Here is a 19255-nt window from a genome sequence, read left to right on the forward strand (position 1 = left end):
TCCCTAAAGAAGGGGCGTCAGTCATCGTCTCCGTCTTCCATGAAACTGTCGTCAAAGGCAACAGGCATCATGAAGTCATCGATGGCGCGACGCTCTTTTTTTGTAGGCCGACCTGTGCCACGTGCGCGATCAACAAATCCGCTGATACGGCTCATTTCGAGCATTTCGTACTGTTGCGGGTCTGTGATGTTTTCCAATACATCGGGCACGAGCTTTGCTCCCACGCGTTTCTCGATGGCTTGTTTTACGCGAAACGTGTAGGTCACTGGCGGTTTGCGCACGCTCACTATGTCGCCCTCCTTCACAGTCCGTGCAGGCTTAGCTGCGGCATCATTGATTCTTACGCGATTATTCTTGCAGGCATCAGCAGCTATAGTGCGCGTCTTGAAGATGCGGGCTGCCCAGAGCCATTTGTCCAATCGTGCTTCCATTTTTATTTCTTGTTGTAATTGTTCATTGCAAAGTCGATGCCGCTGAGTGCAAAGGCCTTGATAGTTTCGCAGGCTATGCCGACGCGTTCGTCCATAGCGGCCAAATCCTCTGCCCCGAACTGGCCGAGCACAAAGTCCACCTGTCCACCGCGAGGATAGTCGTTGCCGATGCCGAAGCGTAGGCGAGCGTACTGTTGTGTACCCAGTTGCTGCGTGATGCTTCTCAGACCGTTGTGTCCAGCCTCCGAACCGGAGGGCTTCAGGCGGAGTTTGCCAAAGGGAAGGGCGAGGTCGTCCACCACGATAAGGACATTTTCCAAGGGGATATTCTCTTTGTTCATCCAGTAGCGCACAGCATCACCGCTGGCGTTCATATAGGTGGACGGCTTTAGCAGAACGAGCATCTGATTCTTTACGCGCATCGTTCCAACAAAGCCGTAGCGTTTGTCCTCAAACTGCATTCCGGCCGACTTAGCCAGGGCGTCGACCACGCGGAAACCTATATTGTGGCGTGTGCCGTCGTATTCGTCTCCGATATTGCCGAGACCCACGATTAGGTATTTCATATCGTTTTCTTTGTTGATGAGGCCCACATTCATGTGGGGATGTCTGAAAAAGCCCGGAACTCGTGGAGCTCCGGGCTTGAATATATGTTCTTTGTCGTAACTGACAGAGCTATGCTAAAGCTGGTCTTACTCAGCAGCCTCGGCAGCAGCAGCGGTTGCGCTACTCATTGCAGCACGTGTCATCTTAACGCTGACAACGTTCACATCCTTCGGAGTAACGAGTTCGAGCTTATCGAAGCTCAACTCGCCAACCTTGATGCTCTTGCCGAGCTGCAGGTTCGTAACGTCGATAACGAGCTTCTCAGGGATGTCCTGATAGAGAGCCTTCACGTTGATCTTACGGATCAGCGTAGTCAAGCGGCCACCGGCGCGAACACCTTCTGCAAGACCCTTAGTCTGGATGGGCACACCGATAACGATGGGACGCTCTTCGTGTACCTCAAGGAAGTCGAGGTGGAGGATATTGTCCTTAACGGGGTGGAACTGAGCTTCACGGAGGATAGCCTTGTGATCTTCGCCGTCAATTTTGATGTCAATGAGGTAGATGTGGGGAGTGAAGATAAGCTTGTTAGCTTCTTTCTCTGAAATAGTGAAAGCGATAGCTACAGAGTTGCCGTTAGCGTCCTTCTGCTGACCGTAGAGGTTGCAGGGTACGAGACCTTCGCGGCGAGCTGCCTTCGTTGCTTTCTTACCTAAGTCGGCGCGCTTTGCACCAGATACAGAAATCTGTTTCATTTTCTTTGTTTGTCTTTAAGTGTGTTACTCTAAATTAATTGCTTAATTCGCCATCGCACGGGGAGCCTTCCTTTTTGTTTGGGCTCTCGGACAATTTCCGAATCGGCCGCGAAGTTACCATTTCTTTCTCGAATGACCAAGTGGCTCTGTGGCTTATTTCTTTCAGCGTGTATATAGATGCGGAGTATTATTTCTGTGTTTTGTAAATCTTTCCGTAATTCTATTGCCTCGAGAATGCGATGAAAACCAACTTGTTTATGTATGGACTGAAATAGCGCATTGGTGGCGCTTTTTGTATCCTTATTGTGTCCTCTCTTGATGGAGTTTTGAGAATGGTTTTTATGAGGAAAGTGGCGGATAGAATAAAGAAATCTGTAAACGCAATAAGGCTATCGGGTGGCACAATAAGGAAGCCGCTCAACGCAATAAGGATGTCGGCTGACACGATAAGGAAATTCCTGAAAATCCTATATTTTTCCGGTTGTTTTCTTCTGTTTGCTATCGGGCTTTTGTGTAAAAACCTGGGGCGGGGAGGCAAGTGTTGTTCTGATGGCTTATTTCGCCCTTTTGTGTCTGCCTGCGAGTAGATGTTTTTCTCTTTCGCTCTTTTCTTTGCTTTGGTGTGAGATAGTGTTTCCTTATTCTGTTCCTCTTTTCCCTTATTTTATTTTTCTATTTTGCTAACTCTGATTGTAAAGAAATTTGAGATATTTGTTGGTCTCTTTATTGCCTTGTATTTTTAAGACCTTCTCTTCGTGGTTAGTCCCCATAAGTGCGGCTTTATGAGCCGCTAAAGCGCGGCGAGAAGACTTTCCTTTGTCCCTGCTTCTGTATTCTCTTAGCACTTTCTTTAGAAAAGTGAAGCTTTTGTGGGGAGATTTTGACTTCTAACTTTTTGTTTTTCTCTCCGCATTTTGTATCTTTGCAAACGTGTTAGGGCTCTAATGCCGCACAGCGATGATTATGATAAATCGAGAATTGATAAGGCTGAAAGTGGTTCAGCTAGTGTATGCGTTTTACCAGAACGAGGGTAAAACATTAGATGTGGCCGAGAAAGAATTGACGTTTAGTCTTTCTAAGGCTTATGAACTCTATAAGTATCTCCTTTCCATGCTTGTTGATTTGAAAGCTTATGGAGAACGTAGAGCGGAGTCGAGTGCGGCTCGTGCAGAACGCTTGGGAACAAAAATAGGCGGTCTGTCACCCGATAGGCAGTTTGCCGACAACAAGTTGCTTGTGCAGCTGGCTGATAATAAAGCACTGGGCGAATACCGAGAGAAAAAACAAGAATGGCCTGAGGAACCGGCTTTCGTGAAGAAGCTCTACGCCACTATGATAGAGAGTGATCTCTATCAGGCCTATCTGACGAAAGAAGATTTTAGTTATGAGGCTGATCGCGAACTGATACGCAAGCTCTACAAAACTTACGTTTGCAACAATGAGGACTTTGATTCGCTCCTTGAAGAGCATAGCCTCTATTGGAATGATGATAAAGAGATTGTTGATAGTTTCGTCATGAAAACCATAAAACGTTTCAAAGAGGACAGTACTGCTGAGCAAGAACTTCTCCCCGACTATGCTGCCGTGGAGGATAAAAACTTTGCTGGAACTCTTTTCGTCGAAACATTGAAGCGAGCTCAAGAAGTTCGCCAGCTTATTCGGGAAAATTCTAAGAACTGGGAGTTCAACCGCTTGGCTTTCATGGATGTCATCATCATGCAGATAGCTCTGGCCGAAATCCTCACGTTCCCGCAAATCCCGCTAAACGTCACGTTCAACGAGTATCTCGACATTGCTAAAGTCTACAGCACGCCCAAAAGCGCAGGCTATATCAATGGGCTTCTCGACCATGTGGTGAAATCGCTCAAGAAGAAAGGCGAGCTGATGAAGTAAAAAAACCTGGCGTCTCCCTCTTCGGGGGAGATGCACCAAAGGATACTCCGATTTTTCTTTTTCTGCTCTGCAGAAGTAAAAAGAAAGAATACAATATATTTATAAATTGAAAACCATAACTTAAAAACCTATATGACTACTCCAAACTTAGTTCTCCTTCAGGGCGCTCAAGCTGGCGACGGAGGAATGATGTCCATGCTCATCATGATGGGATTGCTGTTTGCTATTGTTTATTTCTTCATGATTCGCCCGCAAAACAAGAAGCAGAAGGAAATCCAGAAATTTCGCGATGCTCTGAGAGCTGGCGATGAGGTGGTAACGATTGGCGGAATCCAGGGAACCATCAAGCGCATTGACGACGAAACGAACACCATTATTCTCAATGTGGCTACGGGCGTAGAAATCCGTTTCGACAAGAGTGCTATCATCCCGAAGGGTACTAGCAATAATCGATAAATAGGGGAGCCTCTCAGAGCTCCCTCCATCTCCCCATGACGGGGAGGGCTCAGCATCCTCTTACAACAAGGAAACGGAGCGCTCCTCTTCAGAGAGAAATGGAGGGAGCTTTTCGTTTTTTTCTTATTCCTGTAATCTCTGATGGCAATATCCTCTCGAGCAAAGCGATTTCTAAAGTTGGGCATCGCTAAAATATGGAACAAACAGTCTCTGACCTTTCTGTTCTTTTTGGCATTAAGCACCACCTTCTGGGTATTTACGAAACTCAACGACTCCTACCGGCGCGACTATGAAGTGCCTGTTCGCCTAGTCCATGTCCCTAAGAATGTGGTCATCACCTCCGACTTGCCGGAATATATCCATGTTTCCGTCACAGACAAAGGCTGGGGGCAGCTTGCCTATGAGTATGGAGGTGCAAAAACTCCCATAACAGTCGAGTTTGCCACTTATGCCGGTAGTAATGGCTACGGCACTATTCCCATCACCGATCTATCGCGCCAGATTCTAGCCCAACTGCCAGCAGGCGCTTCTCTTTCGGGCTTGCGCCCACAATCGCTGGAGTTCTATTTTAATTACGGCGAGCGCAAGCGCGTTCCCGTCCGTTTCAAAGGCAGTATAGAAGCGGCCAATCGCTACTATGTTTCATACATCCACGCCGTACCTGATTCTGTCACGGTGTATGCACGTCGCAGTATTCTTGATATGTTAACGGCCGTGACCACCAAAGGTGTTTATCTGCGCAACGTTTCTGATACAACGACGATGAATGTTGATCTTCAGCCTATCCCTGGCGTTAAATTTATTCCTAATAAAGTCCAACTGAAAATAGGCGTCGACCGATTGGTTGAAAAGACGGTTCAAGTGCCAGTCCAGCAGGTAAATTTTCCGGCCTCAAAGGTGTTGCGCACTTTCCCTTCGAAAGTAAATGTCACATTCCAAGTGGGTATGGCTATGTACAAGCAAATTACGAGCGAGAGCTTTGTGCTGGTTATCAACTATGAGGACTTGCTCAACAACCGCACTCCGCGCTGCCATCTCAAGTTGAAAACTATTCCCAACGGTATTCGGCAGGTGCGCATCTCTCCTTCTGATGTAGAATATGTCATAGAGGAAATTCCAGCAACCGATGAGTAACCGTCCCTTTAGTGTAGCCGTGACGGGCGGCATAGGTAGTGGAAAAAGCTATATCTGCCGCCAACTTGCGGACGCAGGCTTCCCCGTGTTCTATTGTGATGAGGAAGCGCGGCGCATCATTATTGCCGATGCCGATGTGCGGCAGCAGCTGACGGCTTTGATAGGGGAGGAGCTCTATACTCCAGAGGGAACTTTGCAGAAACCAGTCCTCCGTGCCTGGCTCTGCCGCGGAGCGGAGAACGCCGCTCAGGTCGATGCGATTGTGTGGCCCAGCGTGGCCAATGCCTTTAAGGCGTGGGTTGCTCAGCAAGCAGCTGAGTTGGTTTTTATGGAGTGTGCGCTCCTTTTCGAGAGTGGTTTCGACCAACTTGTCCATCGCACGGTGATGGTGAGTGCTCCCGATGACATGCGCCTTTCTCGCGTGATGCAGCGCGATAATGTTGCGCTCGAAACAGTCCATAAATGGATGGCGCTGCAAATGTCCGAATCAGAAAAGATAGCCCGCGCAGATTTTGTTATCTCAAACGACGGCGTTACTCCGCCCAACCTCGACGGCCTTCTCCAGCAGCTGTTGGCAGAAGCCTCAAAGGAAGCCACCGCTAACAGAAGTAAGTGCTAAATTTCTCCAATTCCAGAAATATATATATCTTCGCAAACCAAATTTTGACTTAATAAACGAAAGAAAATGAAGGATACTATTCTCTCTATCTCCGGACGTCCCGGTCTTTTCCGCCTTGTTGCTCAAGGTCATGGTAATCTCATCGTAGAAAACATTCTGGATAAGAAGCGCTCTGCGGCAGGTGGTCGTGACCGCGTTACTTCCCTCAATGATGTTTCTATGTATACCGACGAGGACGATGTAGTCCTGACGCAGGTGTTTGAAAATATCTTCAAGGCCACCGAAGGTAAGAAAGCGTCCATTGATTATAAGCGTGCCTCTGAGGCAGAAATGCGCGATTTCATGGCTACGGCTCTGCCAAACTACGACCGCGATCGTGTACACGTTAGTGATATGCGCAAATTGGTCCAGTGGTATAATATTCTTATCGAAGCCGGCGTAACGGAATTTGCAGAAGAAGCTGCCGCTACAGAGGACAATGAATAAAACAGGTGCTCAATCGGAGCGCGCGGCACAGACTTTCAGCACCAACGTTATCCTTGTGGATGCCGATCATGTTGATGATGTCGTGCTGAATCTTACGGCAAATTTTGAGCGCATGCTCAATCGCCGATTGCCAAAAGCAGATCTGCCACGCTGGCTGAACTGCTTGGCGCTTGACGGAGGGCTCAGACCGGGCAACAATGCCATACAGGTGATTTTCCTTCATAAGAAGGAGAACCAGGCTCTCAAGCATTTTGTTCCCGCTCATTATGCCAACGACCTCGACGGTAAGGCTTTTACCGACTCGCTGGGAGAATTCACGCTCCACAGTGCAGCCGTGCCCGAATTGAGTAGTTCTGAGGAAATGTTTCTCCATACGCTTGACGAACTTCTCAAATCCGCCACCACGGAGCGCCTTATGATTGTCGGGAATATGGATAGCGAGGAAACAGCAGCAGCCATCAAGCGTTGCATAGCTCAATCCCCGCAACAAAAAAGTATAACACTGTTCGCCATGGAACCCGTAGCGGGTCGTGGTTTTATGCAGGAAATTCTTGGATATTCGCTGATGAATGCGCTTGGCATCAAAGGAAGCGAATTTGCATGATAATTACAGAGAAGGTGAGGACGCAGCTGGTGGGAGATTTCCCAAAGGCTTGCGATGGTCGAAACGACTAGCTACGTTAGTGGTTTAATGTTTCCGACAGCGTTCCCCACCTTCTCTGTTCTTTTTTTATTTGTGCGCGAAAGGCAATAAGGAAGTTGCAGCATGGACGACTCCTTTTTATCGCGTTGATAGGGGTAGGCTTCATTTCCTGCCTTCTTACCTTTTATGGAAACATTCAATTTTGAAATACCTAACATCAAACAAATAAAAACCTTATGAAATTATCACTGAAACTTGAGTGCTTGCTTATTTTCTGCTTGATCGCGCTGACTGGCTGGGCAGATGCCATTCAGGGGAGTACGACGGAGCCTGCTTCTGGTAAGCCGGAGCATCGTTACATCCTTGCTAATGGTCAGGGCTACTATGTCAACAAAAATTTAGCACCTACTTCTACGCCAGCCAACCGCGCAGTTTTTGCCATGTATGCCGTGGACGGAAAGGCAGATGCCTACTATCTCTACAATGTAACGGCAAGTAAATGGGTGAGCTATATGAAGGCTGCCACTTACAACAATCAGACGGGCTTCCTTCAACTTTCGGCTGAAAAACCCGATGGAGCTTACTTCCGTTTCGATAATTACGCTGGTGGATACTATCAGATTCAGCCCTACACCACGGGAGGTACCAATGAGAAGTATTTGAACTGGTTCAAAGGCATCGGTCCTGACAATCCTTTGGACGGTAATGTCTCTTTGGGTCTTTGGCAGGATAGCGGATCTAAGGATGCTGGTAGTCGTTGGACCTTTACGGCCGTCGATGTGGAGCATACCTGGACACTATTCTCTGCTGGAATGCCCTCCAATGCTGTTATCAAGGTGGGCGACACGGAGTATCGCGGAGTGAATGCGCAAGGCGATACGCATTTCCGCGCAGCTTATGTTGATGAGAGTGAAGTTTCTGTGATATGCGGCGGCGGTTATGTCTACACGCTTGTGGTAGATAATGCCAACCACCAAATAAACGTTGATTTCGTACAATTGTTCAATCCGACGGCATCTCCCACGGTGGAAGAGAAATATCTCTATTTGCTCAAGATGCCCGCAGCCTATGTCGGGACAAACGGAGGAAACCTTTTGGGTGTTACCAAGAAATCGGCCGCCGATCGTTTTCTTCTGATTGAAGATGCCGCCCGTTTGGGACAATATTATATATATGACCAAACCAGTGCAGCTTGGATTTCTTACAGTTCTGCAACTATCGGTTCAACGGCTAAGCAGCAGAGCGAAAGCAAAGTGACGGTGGAAACCTCCAAGGCTTCGGCAAAAACGTGGCAACTACGTTTGCGTCGCGATGGGGCAAGTGTCAGCATTTTTCCGGGAGAACTCTCTGAAATTTCGGGAGCTTCGCCAGCGTGGAACTTTACGGGTGGCGTATCCCAAAATGTTGTTCTCAATTTGTGGCGTGCTGATGATGGCAACAGTGCTTGGCTCATCGAAGATCCTTCGGTCGGTTCGTTAGCTTGTGCCACAACGCTATTCTCCGAATCAGGCAAAGAATTTATGCACAAGATTGTACCCAACGAAGGTGAGACTGTAGTGGGCGTCGACTTTGGCAACCTGACCACTCTGAAGCTCTACGACGACCGCCTCACTGTTGGAAATTCCTATAAGTATGTATATGGCAAAGCTCCCGAGGCAGAAGGCGAGTATAATTATGTGGTGAAACTGAAAACTACCGACGGCGATGAAAGCAGCGTTGCTGTGCGCCTCACGGTGAGTAGCCACTTGCAGTCGCCCACACCAATGATGGGCTGGCTCACCTGGAACTGGTTTGCCCGCGCCATTAGCCACGACAAGATTTTGGCCGTAGTGGAAGGTATGCAGAATAAGGGGCTTATCGATGCAGGTTATTCTACCATCGTGCTGGACGACTGTTGGGCAAAACCCGAAAGCGATAAATCGAAACTCACTTATGATCCTGCCAAATTCCCCAGTGGAATCAGTGGGTTTAAGGCCGCGTGTCAAGCCGTCAATCCTAAAGTGAAAATCGGTATTTATAGTGATGCCGGTAGCATGACTTGCGAAAGATATCAGCCTGGTAGTTATGGTTTTGAAAAAGAACATCTTGCCCTTTTCGACAGTTGGGGCGTTGATATGCTTAAGTACGACTTCTGTAATAGCGAAAACTCTGCTTTCGCCAGCTATAAGGCGATGGGAGCAGCTGTAAAGCGTCTCAATGAATCGCGTGTAGGACGCACTCCCTTTGTCTTTAATATCTGCGAATGGGGTTCCAACAAACCCTGGACATGGGGCGCAGAAGCTGGCGGAAGTAGTTGGCGTGCCACATCAGACGTACGCGAAAGTTGGATAGGTAGTTTCGGTCTTCCAGGTGTGTTGGGTGCAACAGATGTTGTACGCAATCTGTGGATGTATGCCGGCGTTAACCGCTTCAACGATCTTGACATGATGTGTATCGGTCTTCACGGCTTGGGCGGTCCGAGTAACTATACTGTCGGCCATCAGCAGAACGGCGGTGTCATCACAGGTCTGACGGCCGAACAAGCTCGCTCGCAGATGAGCCTTTGGTGTATGTTTGCCAGTCCGCTTTCTCTCTCCTGCGACTTCCGCAACACGCCCGCCGCTGAGAGCAATGGCTCGGCCGGCACACTTCCCAAACCGCTCATCACAGCCGACGACTTGGCTACGCTGAAGAACCCTGCCATTATTGCCATCAATCAAGATGCGCTCGGTCAGCAAGCTGAATACATGAAGAGCCTAAGTACGGGCACGACGAACTTTTCCAATACTGGCTACGATGTTTATCTGAAAGATTTGACCGAAGGCCGCAAAGCCGTGGCTGTGGTCAATCGTGGCGGAAGTGTGGTGACACCTCCCGCTCTCCCGCTTTCAGCTCTCTATATGAACGCTGCGGCGACCTACATGAGTAAGGATGTTTGGAGCGGAGCAGAGAAAGAAATCAGCGGAGTACTCTCCGTGGGACAGTTGAAGCCTTATGAAACGAAAGTGTTTGTGCTGACTGAAAAATCAGCGACTACGGGGCTTCACAACACGGCTCTGACAAGTAGCAATGCTGCTCCTATTTACGACCTCTCCGGACGTCAGCTTCGCTCTGTGGAGAGAGGCCAACTCTATATCCAGGGTGGCGATAAACTCATGAAGTAAGTCATTGTGCGCTGTCTTTTGCGACAGCCCTCTCTTTAGATGATTCTCAACGAACTGCATCCCTATTCCGCAAAGGAATTTAGGTGCAGTTCGTTTTTTGTAGCTTGCCTTGTGCAGTCCCTTTTCTTGTCAATTGTTTTCGTGTTTTAGAGCACCGAGAATGGCTTGAAATCCAAGTTGAAGTAAAGAGTCCTCAGTACAGTCCGACTTGTCTGACCTGTCCGATAAGGATATTCACGAATAGCCTTATTGCGTCAGCTGACACAATAAGGCTGTCGGCTGACAGAATAAGGAAATCTGCGGAGACGAATAGGCTTTTAATCTGCTAAAACCGACAAAATGCTGACTTTTCCCTCGAAAACACGAGAATCTTTGAGAAAATTTCCAATTTTTCCCTGTCATTTTCTGGCGCAGTCCACCCGATTTTCCGCAGAAAGCTTGTGTTTTGAATTTATTAAGACTTTTCTCGTCCTTTACCAATGTAAAGGAAAGCGACAGTAAGAGAGTTTCGCTTTAGCTATGAGAGTGTTGCTCGATTGTTGGCTTTCTCAAAAGTATCAGAAAAGAAGGCCGTCTTTTTCAATAAGCGCGTTGGAAAATGTCACCGAAAAAAGTTATCTTTGCGCATAATTTATCAACAAAAAAACAGACGATATGGGAAGAGTCATTATCATCGGTGCAGGAGGTGTTGCTACTGTTGCAGCGATTAAGGTTGCTAAGAATGCAGATGTCTTTACTGACGTGATGATAGCCAGTCGTACGCTGGCAAAGTGTGATGCAATCGTTGCATCGATAGCAGAAAAAGTGGGCGCAGAGCGCGCAAAGAATTTCCAAACGGCACAAGTGGATGCGGACAATACTCCCGAGCTGGTGCGCCTCTTTGAAGGTTTCAAACCCGACTTGGTGATGAATCTCGCGCTGCCTTATCAGGATCTGACCATTATGGACGCTTGCTTGGAGTATGGTTGCTCTTATCTGGACACGGCCAACTACGAGCCGAAAGATGAGGCGCATTTTGAATACAGCTGGCAGTGGGCTTACCGCGAACGCTTCGAGAAAGCCGGACTTACGGCCATTTTGGGCTGCGGCTTCGACCCGGGCGTGACGAGCATCTTCACGGCTTACGCTGCAAAGCATCATTTCGATGAAATCCAGTATCTCGACATCGTTGATTGCAACGCTGGTAACCATCACAAGGCTTTTGCCACTAACTTCAATCCAGAAATCAATATCCGTGAGATTACGCAGAAAGGTCTCTATTATGAGGACGGAAAATGGGTGGAGACCGAGCCGCTCGAAATCCATAAGACACTGACCTATCCCAACGTAGGGCCGAAGGAGAGCTACCTCCTCCACCACGAAGAATTGGAGAGTCTCGTGCTCAACTTCCCCACGATTCGCCGCGGTCGTTTCTGGATGACTTTCGGACAGGAATACCTCACTCACTTGCGCGTGATTCAGGACATCGGTATGGCAAGCATCAAGCCCATCAATTATGAGGGCAAAGAGATTGTGCCGTTGCAGTTCTTAAAGGCCGTTCTTCCCAATCCGCAGGAACTGGGTTCTAACTACGACGGCGAGACAAGTATCGGCTGCCGTATTCGCGGTTTGAAGGACGGTAAGGAAGAAACTTACTATGTCTACAACAACTGCTCTCACCAAGCTGCTTACGAAGAAACAGGTATGCAGGGCGTGAGCTACACTACGGGTGTGCCAGCTTGCATCGGTGCATGTCTCTTCATGCAAGGACTTTGGAAGAAAGCCGGTGTGTACAACGTGGAAGAGTTTGATCCAGATCCTTTCATGGAAGAACTCAACAAGCAGGGGCTGCCTTGGCATGAAATCTTTGGCGGCGACCTGGAGTTATAGGATATAATTAAGGAGTCGTTGCTGCGGAAGTTCTCCGCATTGCTCTCATGTAGAGAGGAGCGGGCAACTGTCCATGGATGATTCCTACAGATATAGATATTAACTTATAAACTAAAGAGTGCCCTCTTCGGGTGGCCTTCAGAATTTTCCCCTTCGGGCGAAAAGGCGGGGCAGCTATGGGTTACAGAACATTCCCTTTAGCAGGGAGGACAATGCGACCTTTGGGTGAGGGCACACATTCATTTCCTTATATGGCAAAAAAAGAAGAATTGGAAGCTTCAGCAGCTAGCGAAAAGCTGAAAGCACTACAAGCCGCGATGGCCAAGATTGAGAAAGATTTTGGTAAAGGCTCTATCATGAAGCTCGGCGATGATAAAATTGAAAATGTAGGAGTGATTCCAACGGGAAGTGTTGCACTGAATGCTGCATTGGGCGTGGGCGGTTATCCCAAAGGCCGAATCATTGAGATCTATGGACCAGAAAGTTCTGGTAAGACTACGCTGGCTATCCACGCTATTGCTGAGGCACAGAAGAAAGGCGGCATCGCTGCTTTTATTGATGCAGAGCATGCTTTCGACCGTTTCTATGCAAAGAAATTAGGTGTTGATATCGACAATTTGCTGATTTCTCAGCCCGACAACGGTGAGCAGGCACTCGAGATTGCGGATCAACTGATTCGTTCGAGTGCTGTGGATGTGGTTGTTGTTGACTCCGTGGCCGCTCTGACCCCGAAGGCTGAGATAGAAGGCGATATGGGCGATAATAAAGTGGGCTTGCAGGCTCGCTTGATGAGCCAAGCGTTGCGTAAACTAACGTCGACTATCAGCAAGACCAACACAACGTGTATCTTCATCAATCAGTTGCGCGAGAAAATCGGTGTGATGTTCGGTAATCCCGAAACGACCACTGGCGGTAACGCACTGAAATTCTACGCCAGTGTGCGTTTAGACATACGCCGCGTAACGACGCTGAAGGACGGAGACCAAGCTGTTGGCAACCAAGTACGCGTGAAGGTGGTGAAGAATAAGGTGGCACCTCCCTTCCGTAAGGCCGAATTTGAAATTACTTTCGGAAATGGTATCAGTCATATAGGCGAGGTGGCCGACTTGGGCGTTGAATACGGCGTTATCACAAAGAGCGGTTCTTGGTTTAGCTATGGAGAAACGCGTCTCTGCCAGGGGCGTGAGGCTCTCAAGAAGCTGCTGGGCGACAACCCTGAACTCTGCGACGAAATAGAGCAGAAAATCACCGCTGCTATGCAGCCAAAGAACGACGAAGAGTAAGCGTTCGTCCGTATCTGTCTGAACCGCGCGCCTCTGTGGCTAAAACCTGTTGATAAGTCCCGAATCTCCATTCGTAAGTGCTTGGTTTTGGGAGACTTGATAAGGATGTTTTCGGCTTAGACTTTTCAAAATAGGAAACTTTTTAAGCAGGCTTTGATTGTAAGTGTTTGATAATCAAAGTCTGCTTGCTTTGTTTTGGAAAACTTTTATGGAAAAGATAAATATACACGCGAAGATTTTTGGAAATGTGGGTGGGATTATATAGCTTTGTATTCCGAAAAAGGGAGAGGAGAGTTTTATCCCAGAAACTGATAAGAGATGATGTTCCTCTTCTTTATATAATACGTTATTTACATTCTCTAAAATCTTCATAAGGTGGAACAAAAAATCTACAGCTACGATGAAGCGTTTGAAGCGTCCCTCGAATATTTTGGTGGCGACGAGTTGGCGGCCCGCGTGTGGGTCAATAAATACGCTCTCAAGGACTCGTTTGGCAATATCTATGAGAAAACGCCCGCTGATATGCACTGGCGCTTGGCCAACGAACTTGCCCGCATAGAAAATAAGTATGAAAATCCGCTGTCGGTGGAGCAAATCTTTGAGCTTCTCGACCATTTCCGCTATATTGTTCCCGCAGGCTCGCCCATGTCTGGTATCGGCAATCCGTTCCAAGTAGTGAGCCTTTCCAATTGCTTTGTGATAGGCATCGATGGCGATGCAGATTCCTACGGCGCAATCATGAAGGAAGACGAAGAGCAGGTGCAGCTGATGAAGCGTCGCGGTGGCGTTGGTCACGATCTTTCGCAGATTCGTCCGAAGGGTTCTCCCGTTAAAAACTCCGCCCTTACCTCAACAGGTATTGTTCCGTTTATGGAACGCTTCAGCAACTCTACGCGCGAAGTGGCGCAGGACGGCCGACGCGGTGCACTGATGTTGTCCGTCAGCATCAAGCATCCCGACAGTGAGGCCTTTATCGACGCGAAAACCGAAGAGGGCAAAATCACGGGTGCAAACGTCAGCGTGAAAATTGATGATGCTTTTATGGAAGCCGCTGTTGCCGGAAAGAAATATCAGCAGCAGTACCCCATTGATAGCAACGACCCGAAGGTGGTCAAAGAAATAGAGGCGCAGGCTCTTTGGCAAAAGATCGTTCACAACGCATGGAAGAGCGCGGAACCTGGCGTACTCTTCTGGGACACGATCATACGCGAAAGTATCCCCGACTGCTATGCCGACCTCGGTTTCCGTACGGTGAGCACGAATCCTTGCGGAGAAATCCCGCTCTGCCCCTATGATAGCTGTCGATTGTTGGCCATCAATCTGTATAATTATGTAGATAATCCATTTACAGAGCAGGCTTCTTTCAACTTTGAAAAGTTCCGCGACCATGCAGCTAAGGCGCAGCGACTGATGGATGATATTATCGACTTGGAACAAGAAAAGATAGATTTGATTCTCAGTAAGATCGCCGATGATCCGCAGACGGAAGAGGTCAAAGAAACAGAGCGACATCTCTGGGAGAAAATCAAGCGCAAAACTGGCATGGGCCGACGCACGGGCGTAGGTATCACAGCCGAGGGCGATATGCTTGCAGCCCTCTCTCTGCGCTATGGCACTCAGGAAGCAACGGACCAGGCTGTGGCTGTTCAGCGCACGCTCGCGCTGGAGGCTTATCGCTCCAGTGTCACGATGGCTCGTGAGCGTGGACATTTCGAGATTTTCGATGCAAAGCGTGAAGAGAAAAATCCGTTTATCCTTCGTATCAAAGAAGCCGACCCACAGCTCTATGAAGACATGGTGAAATATGGTCGCCGCAATATAGCTTGTCTCACGATAGCTCCCACGGGGACGACATCACTCATGACACAAACCACCAGCGGTATTGAACCTGTTTTCTTACCCGTCTATAAGCGCCGCCGAAAGGTCAATCCTAATGACCCGAAGGTGCGTGTCGATTTCGTGGACGAAACCGGCGATGCTTTTGAAGAGTATATCGTGTATCACCATAAGTTCCTCACGTGGATGAAAGCCAATGGTTTAGACACGGAAAAGAACTATACGCAGGAGGAAATCAACCAGTTGGTGGCGCAGTCACCTTACTACAAGACCACGGCAAACGATGTGGACTGGCTGATGAAGGTTTCAATGCAGGGTGACATTCAGAAGTGGGTGGACCATAGTATCTCTGTCACCGTGAATCTCCCGAACGATGTTGATGAGGCTCTTGTTGATCGCCTCTATGTGCAGGCTTGGCGCAGCGGCTGCAAAGGATGTACGATTTACCGCGATGGAAGTCGATCGGGCGTTATGATCAGCGTCAGCAAGAAGAAAGAGAAAGAAACTCAGGTTTGCCAACCTCCTGAAGTGGTCGAGAAGCGTCCCGATGTGTTGGAGTGCGATGTTGTTCGTTTCCAAAATAATAAAGAAAAATGGGTGGCATTTGTGGGGCTGCTCGATGGACGTCCCTACGAAATCTTTACAGGTTTACAGGACGACGATGAAGGTATCGTGCTGCCCAAGAGTGTGACAAAAGGACACATCATAAAGGCCAATTGTTCTGATGGATCTCATCGCTACGATTTCCAGTTTGAGAATAAGCGCGGCTATAAAACGACAGTAGAAGGTCTGTCCGAAAAATTCAATAAAGAGTTCTGGAACTATGCCAAACTGATTTCAGGAATCCTTCGCTACCGTATGCCGATTGAAAATGTTATCAAACTCGTCGGTTCCATGCAGATGGAGAGCGAGAGCATCAACACGTGGAAAGCTGGTGTTGAGCGCGCCTTGAAGAAGTACATACAAGATGGTACGGCTGCTAAAGGTCTCACTTGCCCTAACTGTGGTCACGAAAGTCTTGTTTATCAAGAAGGCTGTCTGATCTGTAAAAACTGCGGCGCCAGCCGTTGTGGATAACACCAAGAGGCTTATACCTCACCATACAATTACTGCCGCCTATTTCATAACAGAATAGGCGGCAGTTTTATATGCTTATCTTCGAAAAAATGTACTAAATCTCATTTTGTATCTTCGAAAAAGTGTATATTTTTCTTGTTTTATCTTCGAAAAAGTGTGTTAAATTTGGTTTTAGTCTTTGGAAAAGTGTGGTTTAGGCTTCTTCTCGCTTCGTTGTTAGCGTGACGCTAGCGCCTAGGCAGGCGGCTCCGATGGGCGGGTTTACTTTGGTGAGCGTCAGGGTGACGGCACTGATGAGCGGAAAAGTAGTGAGCAGGCGGCGGTTGATGCGGCCGCAAACGTGCTCAAGGAGGTTGGAGGGTTGCTCCATTTCTTTACGCACAACCTCATAGACACTGGCGTAATTGACCGTTCCATTCAAATCGTCCTCCTCTATGGCCGTGGTGGCATCGGGGAGAATGAGGCGCACATCAACGGTGTAGTCGCCGCCCACTACGCGCTCTTGCGGCAAGCAGCCGTGAAAGGCGTAGAACTGAAGTTGGTGAAGGGCTATCTCTATCATCTTGATTCTTTTTTTACTGGAAATATACTCTCTTTACGCGTTCGCTGATACTTGTGAGTACCTCATACGGAATGGTCTGCAAGACATCGCTCAGCACTGTTACTGGGAGATTGTCGCCAAATATCTCAACGCTGTCGCCCTCATGACAAGGAATGCCCGTGACATCGATCATACACACATCCATACAGATGTTTCCCACATAGTAAGCCTTCTTCCCGTTGACCAGACAATAGCAATGACCGTTGCCAAGGTGGCGGTTGAGGCCGTCAGCATAGCCAATGGGGATGGCAGCAATGCGACTCGGTCGCGTGATAGTGCCTTTCCGACTGTAGCCTACTGTCTCGCCTGGCGCAACATCGCGAATTTGCAAGATAGTAGTTTTCAGTGACGACAGATTATGGATCACGTGATTGTCGATAGGGTCGATGCCATACAAGCCCAAGCCGAGGCGGCACATATCAAGGTGGCGCTCCGGGAAACGCTCTATGCCCGCCGAATTGCAGATGTGGCGCAGAATCTTGTGGGAGAAAGCCAGTTGCAACTGCTTTGAACCCTCATCGAAGAGCTGGAACTGCTGTGCGCTGAACTCATCGAATTTTGGACTGTCGCTACCTACGAAATGGGAGAATACGGAGCGCGGAATGAGCGCCGACTGGTGTTTGAGGCGATCAATGAGTTGTGGCATATCCGTCTTAGGATTGAAGCCCAGACGGTGCATGCCCGTGTCGAGTTTAATATGAACGGGGAAATTAGAAATACCCTGCTTGCGCGCCGCCTTAATGAGTGCTTCGAGTAAGCGGAAGTTGTAAACCTCCGGCTCAAGATCGTATTCGAACAACGTATTGAAGGACGACATCTCGGGGTTCATGATGATGATGTTAGCCGTGATGCCCGCCTTTCGGAGGTCTGCGCCCTCGTCGGCCACGGCCACAGCCAAGTAGTCAACCCCTCTGTCTTGCAGCGTCTTAGCTATCTCGATGCTTCCTGCCCCGTAAGCGGAGGCTTTGATCATGCAAACGAGCTTTGTCTCGGGCTTCATGAACGAGCGGTAGAAGTTGAGATTCTCCGAAAGGGCTTCGAGGTTCACTTCGAGCGTTGTCTCGTGCACTTTCAAAGAGAGAAGTTCGGTGAGTTCCTCAAAATTGAATTCACGTGCACCTTTCAGCAACACGAGTTCATGTTGTATCTCGTTGAGCACGCCGCTCTCCAACAGTGCCGAGGTAGAAGGGAAGAAGCGTTTCTTGATTGTAAACGCGGAGTGGGCAGCTGCAATCTGAGGCCCTACGCCAATGATGCGGTCGATGCCGCGCGAGTGAACCATTTCTGCCACTTTCGCGTAGAGTTCTTCGTTGCTCATTCCGCTCTGCTGGATATCGCTAAGGATAAGTGTGCGCGTCATTCCGTTTTGGTCGGGGCGGCGACTCATAAAGTCCAGTGCGATGTCGAGCGAGTTTACATCGTTGTTGTAGCTATCGTTGATGATTGTGCAGCCTCTTACGCCCTGCTTTACTTCCAAGCGCATCGCCACTGGTTCGAGCTTCTTCATGCGTTCGGCAATAACGGAAGGGCTGATGTGGAGGTAGAGGCAGACAGCCAGCGCGTTGAGAGCGTTCTGGATAGAAGCGTCGTCAACGAATGGAATCGTCATCTCATAGTTTTTCTTGAGATAGGCATAGGCTATCTCTGTAGAAGTTTCATTCTTCTTAATGGTGTGGATAAACAGAGGACTATCAGCATCTTTGCGCGACCATGCCAATAGATCTCCCGTATAGAGCGAGCGTTGGACACAATCGGAGATCACGGGATCGTCACCATCGTAGATGAGGATATTAGTATCTTTGAAAAGACTCAGCTTCTCCAAGCATTTCTCTTCTATAGTGGCAAAATTCTCCTGATGAGCTTGCCCGATATTGGTCATTACGCCAATGGTGGGTTGGATAATGGCGCGCAAAGTTTGCATCTCGTCGGGCTGGCTGATGCCTGCTTCGAAGATGCCTATCTGGCTCTGCTCGTTGAGCAAGCAAACGGAAAGCGGCACTCCCACTTGTGAATTGTAGGATCGCGGGGAGCGCGTGACCACCATGGAGGGAGATAGCAACTGATAAAGCCATTCCTTAACAACCGTCTTGCCGTTGCTGCCCGTCACGCCAATAACAGGGACGGAGAATGCCTCGCGGTGGCGTTCGGCCAATCGCTGGAGAGCTTTGAGCGGCGAGATAACCAATAGGAAGTTAGCTTCGGGATAGAGTTCCTCATAATGATTGGGGACAGTTCCAACAACAAAGTTGCGCACACCGCGGCGGTAGAGGTCGGCGATGTACTTATGTCCGTCGTTGCGCTTTGTGCGCAGGGCGAAAAAGAGAGAAGTTTCAGGAAAGGCTAAAGAGCGGCTATCCGTCAGCAACCAGTCGATTTGGGCATCCAAGTGATGGCCAAACAGACGCGCTCCAATGAGCGCAATAACTTTTTCAAGAGAATAATGCATAATTATTATCCCGTTATGAGACGTTTTTATTTTGTTT

15 protein-coding genes are annotated in these 19255 nt (G+C 48.6%); 10 read left to right on the forward strand and 5 right to left on the reverse strand.

Annotation, left to right across the window (positions count from 1 at the left end):
- Positions 1-17: 17 nt before the first annotated feature.
- The 3 genes from FHS60_RS04490 to FHS60_RS04500 all read right to left on the reverse strand — a co-directional run bounded on the left by FHS60_RS04490 (position 18) and on the right by FHS60_RS04500 (position 1732).
- On the reverse strand, positions 18-431 hold the full coding sequence (locus FHS60_RS04490; RefSeq protein ID WP_009346971.1) for an RNA-binding S4 domain-containing protein: 414 nt from the start codon (positions 429-431) through the stop codon (positions 18-20).
- Positions 432-433: 2 nt separating this feature from the next.
- Positions 434-997, reverse strand: coding sequence for an aminoacyl-tRNA hydrolase (gene pth / locus FHS60_RS04495; protein ID WP_183695599.1), 564 nt, complete (start codon positions 995-997; stop codon positions 434-436).
- 126 nt (positions 998-1123) lie between these two features.
- Positions 1124-1732, reverse strand: a complete 609-nt coding sequence (locus FHS60_RS04500) for a 50S ribosomal protein L25/general stress protein Ctc (RefSeq protein ID WP_183695602.1) — start codon at positions 1730-1732, stop codon at positions 1124-1126.
- Between the two features lie 963 nt (positions 1733-2695).
- Here FHS60_RS04500 and nusB point away from each other — a divergent pair.
- The 10 genes from nusB (at position 2696) to FHS60_RS04550 (ending at position 16171) form a co-directional block, all read left to right on the forward strand.
- On the forward strand, positions 2696-3625 hold the full coding sequence (gene nusB / locus FHS60_RS04505) for a transcription antitermination factor NusB (RefSeq protein WP_183695605.1): 930 nt from the start codon (positions 2696-2698) through the stop codon (positions 3623-3625).
- A 132-nt stretch (positions 3626-3757) separates the two neighbouring features.
- A complete protein-coding gene (gene yajC, locus FHS60_RS04510; RefSeq protein WP_183695609.1) occupies positions 3758-4081 on the forward strand; it encodes a preprotein translocase subunit YajC in 324 nt (107 codons plus the stop codon).
- Between the two features lie 141 nt (positions 4082-4222).
- Complete coding sequence (locus FHS60_RS04515) at positions 4223-5215, forward strand: CdaR family protein (RefSeq protein ID WP_183695611.1); 993 nt, start codon at positions 4223-4225, stop codon at positions 5213-5215.
- A complete protein-coding gene (gene coaE, locus FHS60_RS04520) occupies positions 5208-5834 on the forward strand; it encodes a dephospho-CoA kinase (protein WP_183695614.1) in 627 nt (208 codons plus the stop codon). Before FHS60_RS04515 ends, coaE begins: the two co-directional genes overlap by 8 nt.
- Positions 5835-5900: 66 nt before the next feature.
- On the forward strand, positions 5901-6320 hold the full coding sequence (locus tag FHS60_RS04525) for a DUF5606 family protein (protein ID WP_183695617.1): 420 nt from the start codon (positions 5901-5903) through the stop codon (positions 6318-6320).
- A complete protein-coding gene (locus FHS60_RS04530; RefSeq protein ID WP_183695620.1) occupies positions 6313-6924 on the forward strand; it encodes a DUF6621 family protein in 612 nt (203 codons plus the stop codon). The genes FHS60_RS04525 and FHS60_RS04530 overlap by 8 nt, the downstream gene beginning before the upstream one ends.
- 275 nt (positions 6925-7199) lie before the next feature.
- Positions 7200-10106, forward strand: coding sequence for a glycoside hydrolase family 27 protein (locus FHS60_RS04535; RefSeq protein ID WP_183695623.1), 2907 nt, complete (start codon positions 7200-7202; stop codon positions 10104-10106).
- Between the two features lie 654 nt (positions 10107-10760).
- Positions 10761-11975: a saccharopine dehydrogenase family protein gene (locus FHS60_RS04540; RefSeq protein ID WP_183695625.1), complete on the forward strand. Its 1215-nt coding sequence runs from the start codon at positions 10761-10763 to the stop codon at positions 11973-11975.
- 251 nt (positions 11976-12226) lie between these two features.
- Positions 12227-13258, forward strand: coding sequence for a recombinase RecA (gene recA / locus FHS60_RS04545; protein WP_009346960.1), 1032 nt, complete (start codon positions 12227-12229; stop codon positions 13256-13258).
- A gap of 375 nt (positions 13259-13633) precedes the next feature.
- Positions 13634-16171 (forward strand): adenosylcobalamin-dependent ribonucleoside-diphosphate reductase, encoded by a 2538-nt coding sequence (locus FHS60_RS04550; RefSeq protein ID WP_183695628.1) that lies wholly within the window; start codon positions 13634-13636, stop codon positions 16169-16171.
- A 193-nt stretch (positions 16172-16364) separates the two neighbouring features.
- On the opposite strand, the gene folB is transcribed toward FHS60_RS04550, so the two are convergent.
- Positions 16365-16733 (reverse strand): dihydroneopterin aldolase, encoded by a 369-nt coding sequence (gene folB / locus FHS60_RS04555; RefSeq protein WP_183695631.1) that lies wholly within the window; start codon positions 16731-16733, stop codon positions 16365-16367.
- Between the two features lie 13 nt (positions 16734-16746).
- The gene (locus FHS60_RS04560) at positions 16747-19218 is read right to left on the reverse strand and encodes a bifunctional UDP-N-acetylmuramoyl-tripeptide:D-alanyl-D-alanine ligase/alanine racemase (RefSeq protein ID WP_183695635.1); all 2472 of its coding nucleotides are present in this window, start codon (positions 19216-19218) and stop codon (positions 16747-16749) included.
- Positions 19219-19255 lie beyond the last annotated feature (37 nt).

Source organism: Alloprevotella rava (assembly GCF_014195585.1).
In the GTDB taxonomy this organism is placed as follows: domain Bacteria; phylum Bacteroidota; class Bacteroidia; order Bacteroidales; family Bacteroidaceae; genus Alloprevotella; species Alloprevotella rava.

Bases quoted from the DNA above. Each gene is read 5' to 3' on its own strand.
- FHS60_RS04490 (WP_009346971.1), bottom strand. From the start codon at position 431: ATGGAAGCACGATTGGACAAATGGCTCTGGGCAGCCCGCATCTTCAAG.
- pth (WP_183695599.1), bottom strand. From the start codon at position 997: ATGAAATACCTAATCGTGGGTCTCGGCAATATCGGAGACGAATACGAC.
- FHS60_RS04500 (WP_183695602.1), bottom strand. From the start codon at position 1,732: ATGAAACAGATTTCTGTATCTGGTGCAAAGCGCGCCGACTTAGGTAAG.
- nusB (WP_183695605.1), top strand. From the start codon at position 2,696: ATGATAAATCGAGAATTGATAAGGCTGAAAGTGGTTCAGCTAGTGTAT.
- yajC (WP_183695609.1), top strand. From the start codon at position 3,758: ATGACTACTCCAAACTTAGTTCTCCTTCAGGGCGCTCAAGCTGGCGAC.
- FHS60_RS04515 (WP_183695611.1), top strand. From the start codon at position 4,223: ATGGCAATATCCTCTCGAGCAAAGCGATTTCTAAAGTTGGGCATCGCT.
- coaE (WP_183695614.1), top strand. From the start codon at position 5,208: ATGAGTAACCGTCCCTTTAGTGTAGCCGTGACGGGCGGCATAGGTAGT.
- FHS60_RS04525 (WP_183695617.1), top strand. From the start codon at position 5,901: ATGAAGGATACTATTCTCTCTATCTCCGGACGTCCCGGTCTTTTCCGC.
- FHS60_RS04530 (WP_183695620.1), top strand. From the start codon at position 6,313: ATGAATAAAACAGGTGCTCAATCGGAGCGCGCGGCACAGACTTTCAGC.
- FHS60_RS04535 (WP_183695623.1), top strand. From the start codon at position 7,200: ATGAAATTATCACTGAAACTTGAGTGCTTGCTTATTTTCTGCTTGATC.
- FHS60_RS04540 (WP_183695625.1), top strand. From the start codon at position 10,761: ATGGGAAGAGTCATTATCATCGGTGCAGGAGGTGTTGCTACTGTTGCA.
- recA (WP_009346960.1), top strand. From the start codon at position 12,227: ATGGCAAAAAAAGAAGAATTGGAAGCTTCAGCAGCTAGCGAAAAGCTG.
- folB (WP_183695631.1), bottom strand. From the start codon at position 16,733: ATGATAGAGATAGCCCTTCACCAACTTCAGTTCTACGCCTTTCACGGC.
- FHS60_RS04560 (WP_183695635.1), bottom strand. From the start codon at position 19,218: ATGCATTATTCTCTTGAAAAAGTTATTGCGCTCATTGGAGCGCGTCTG.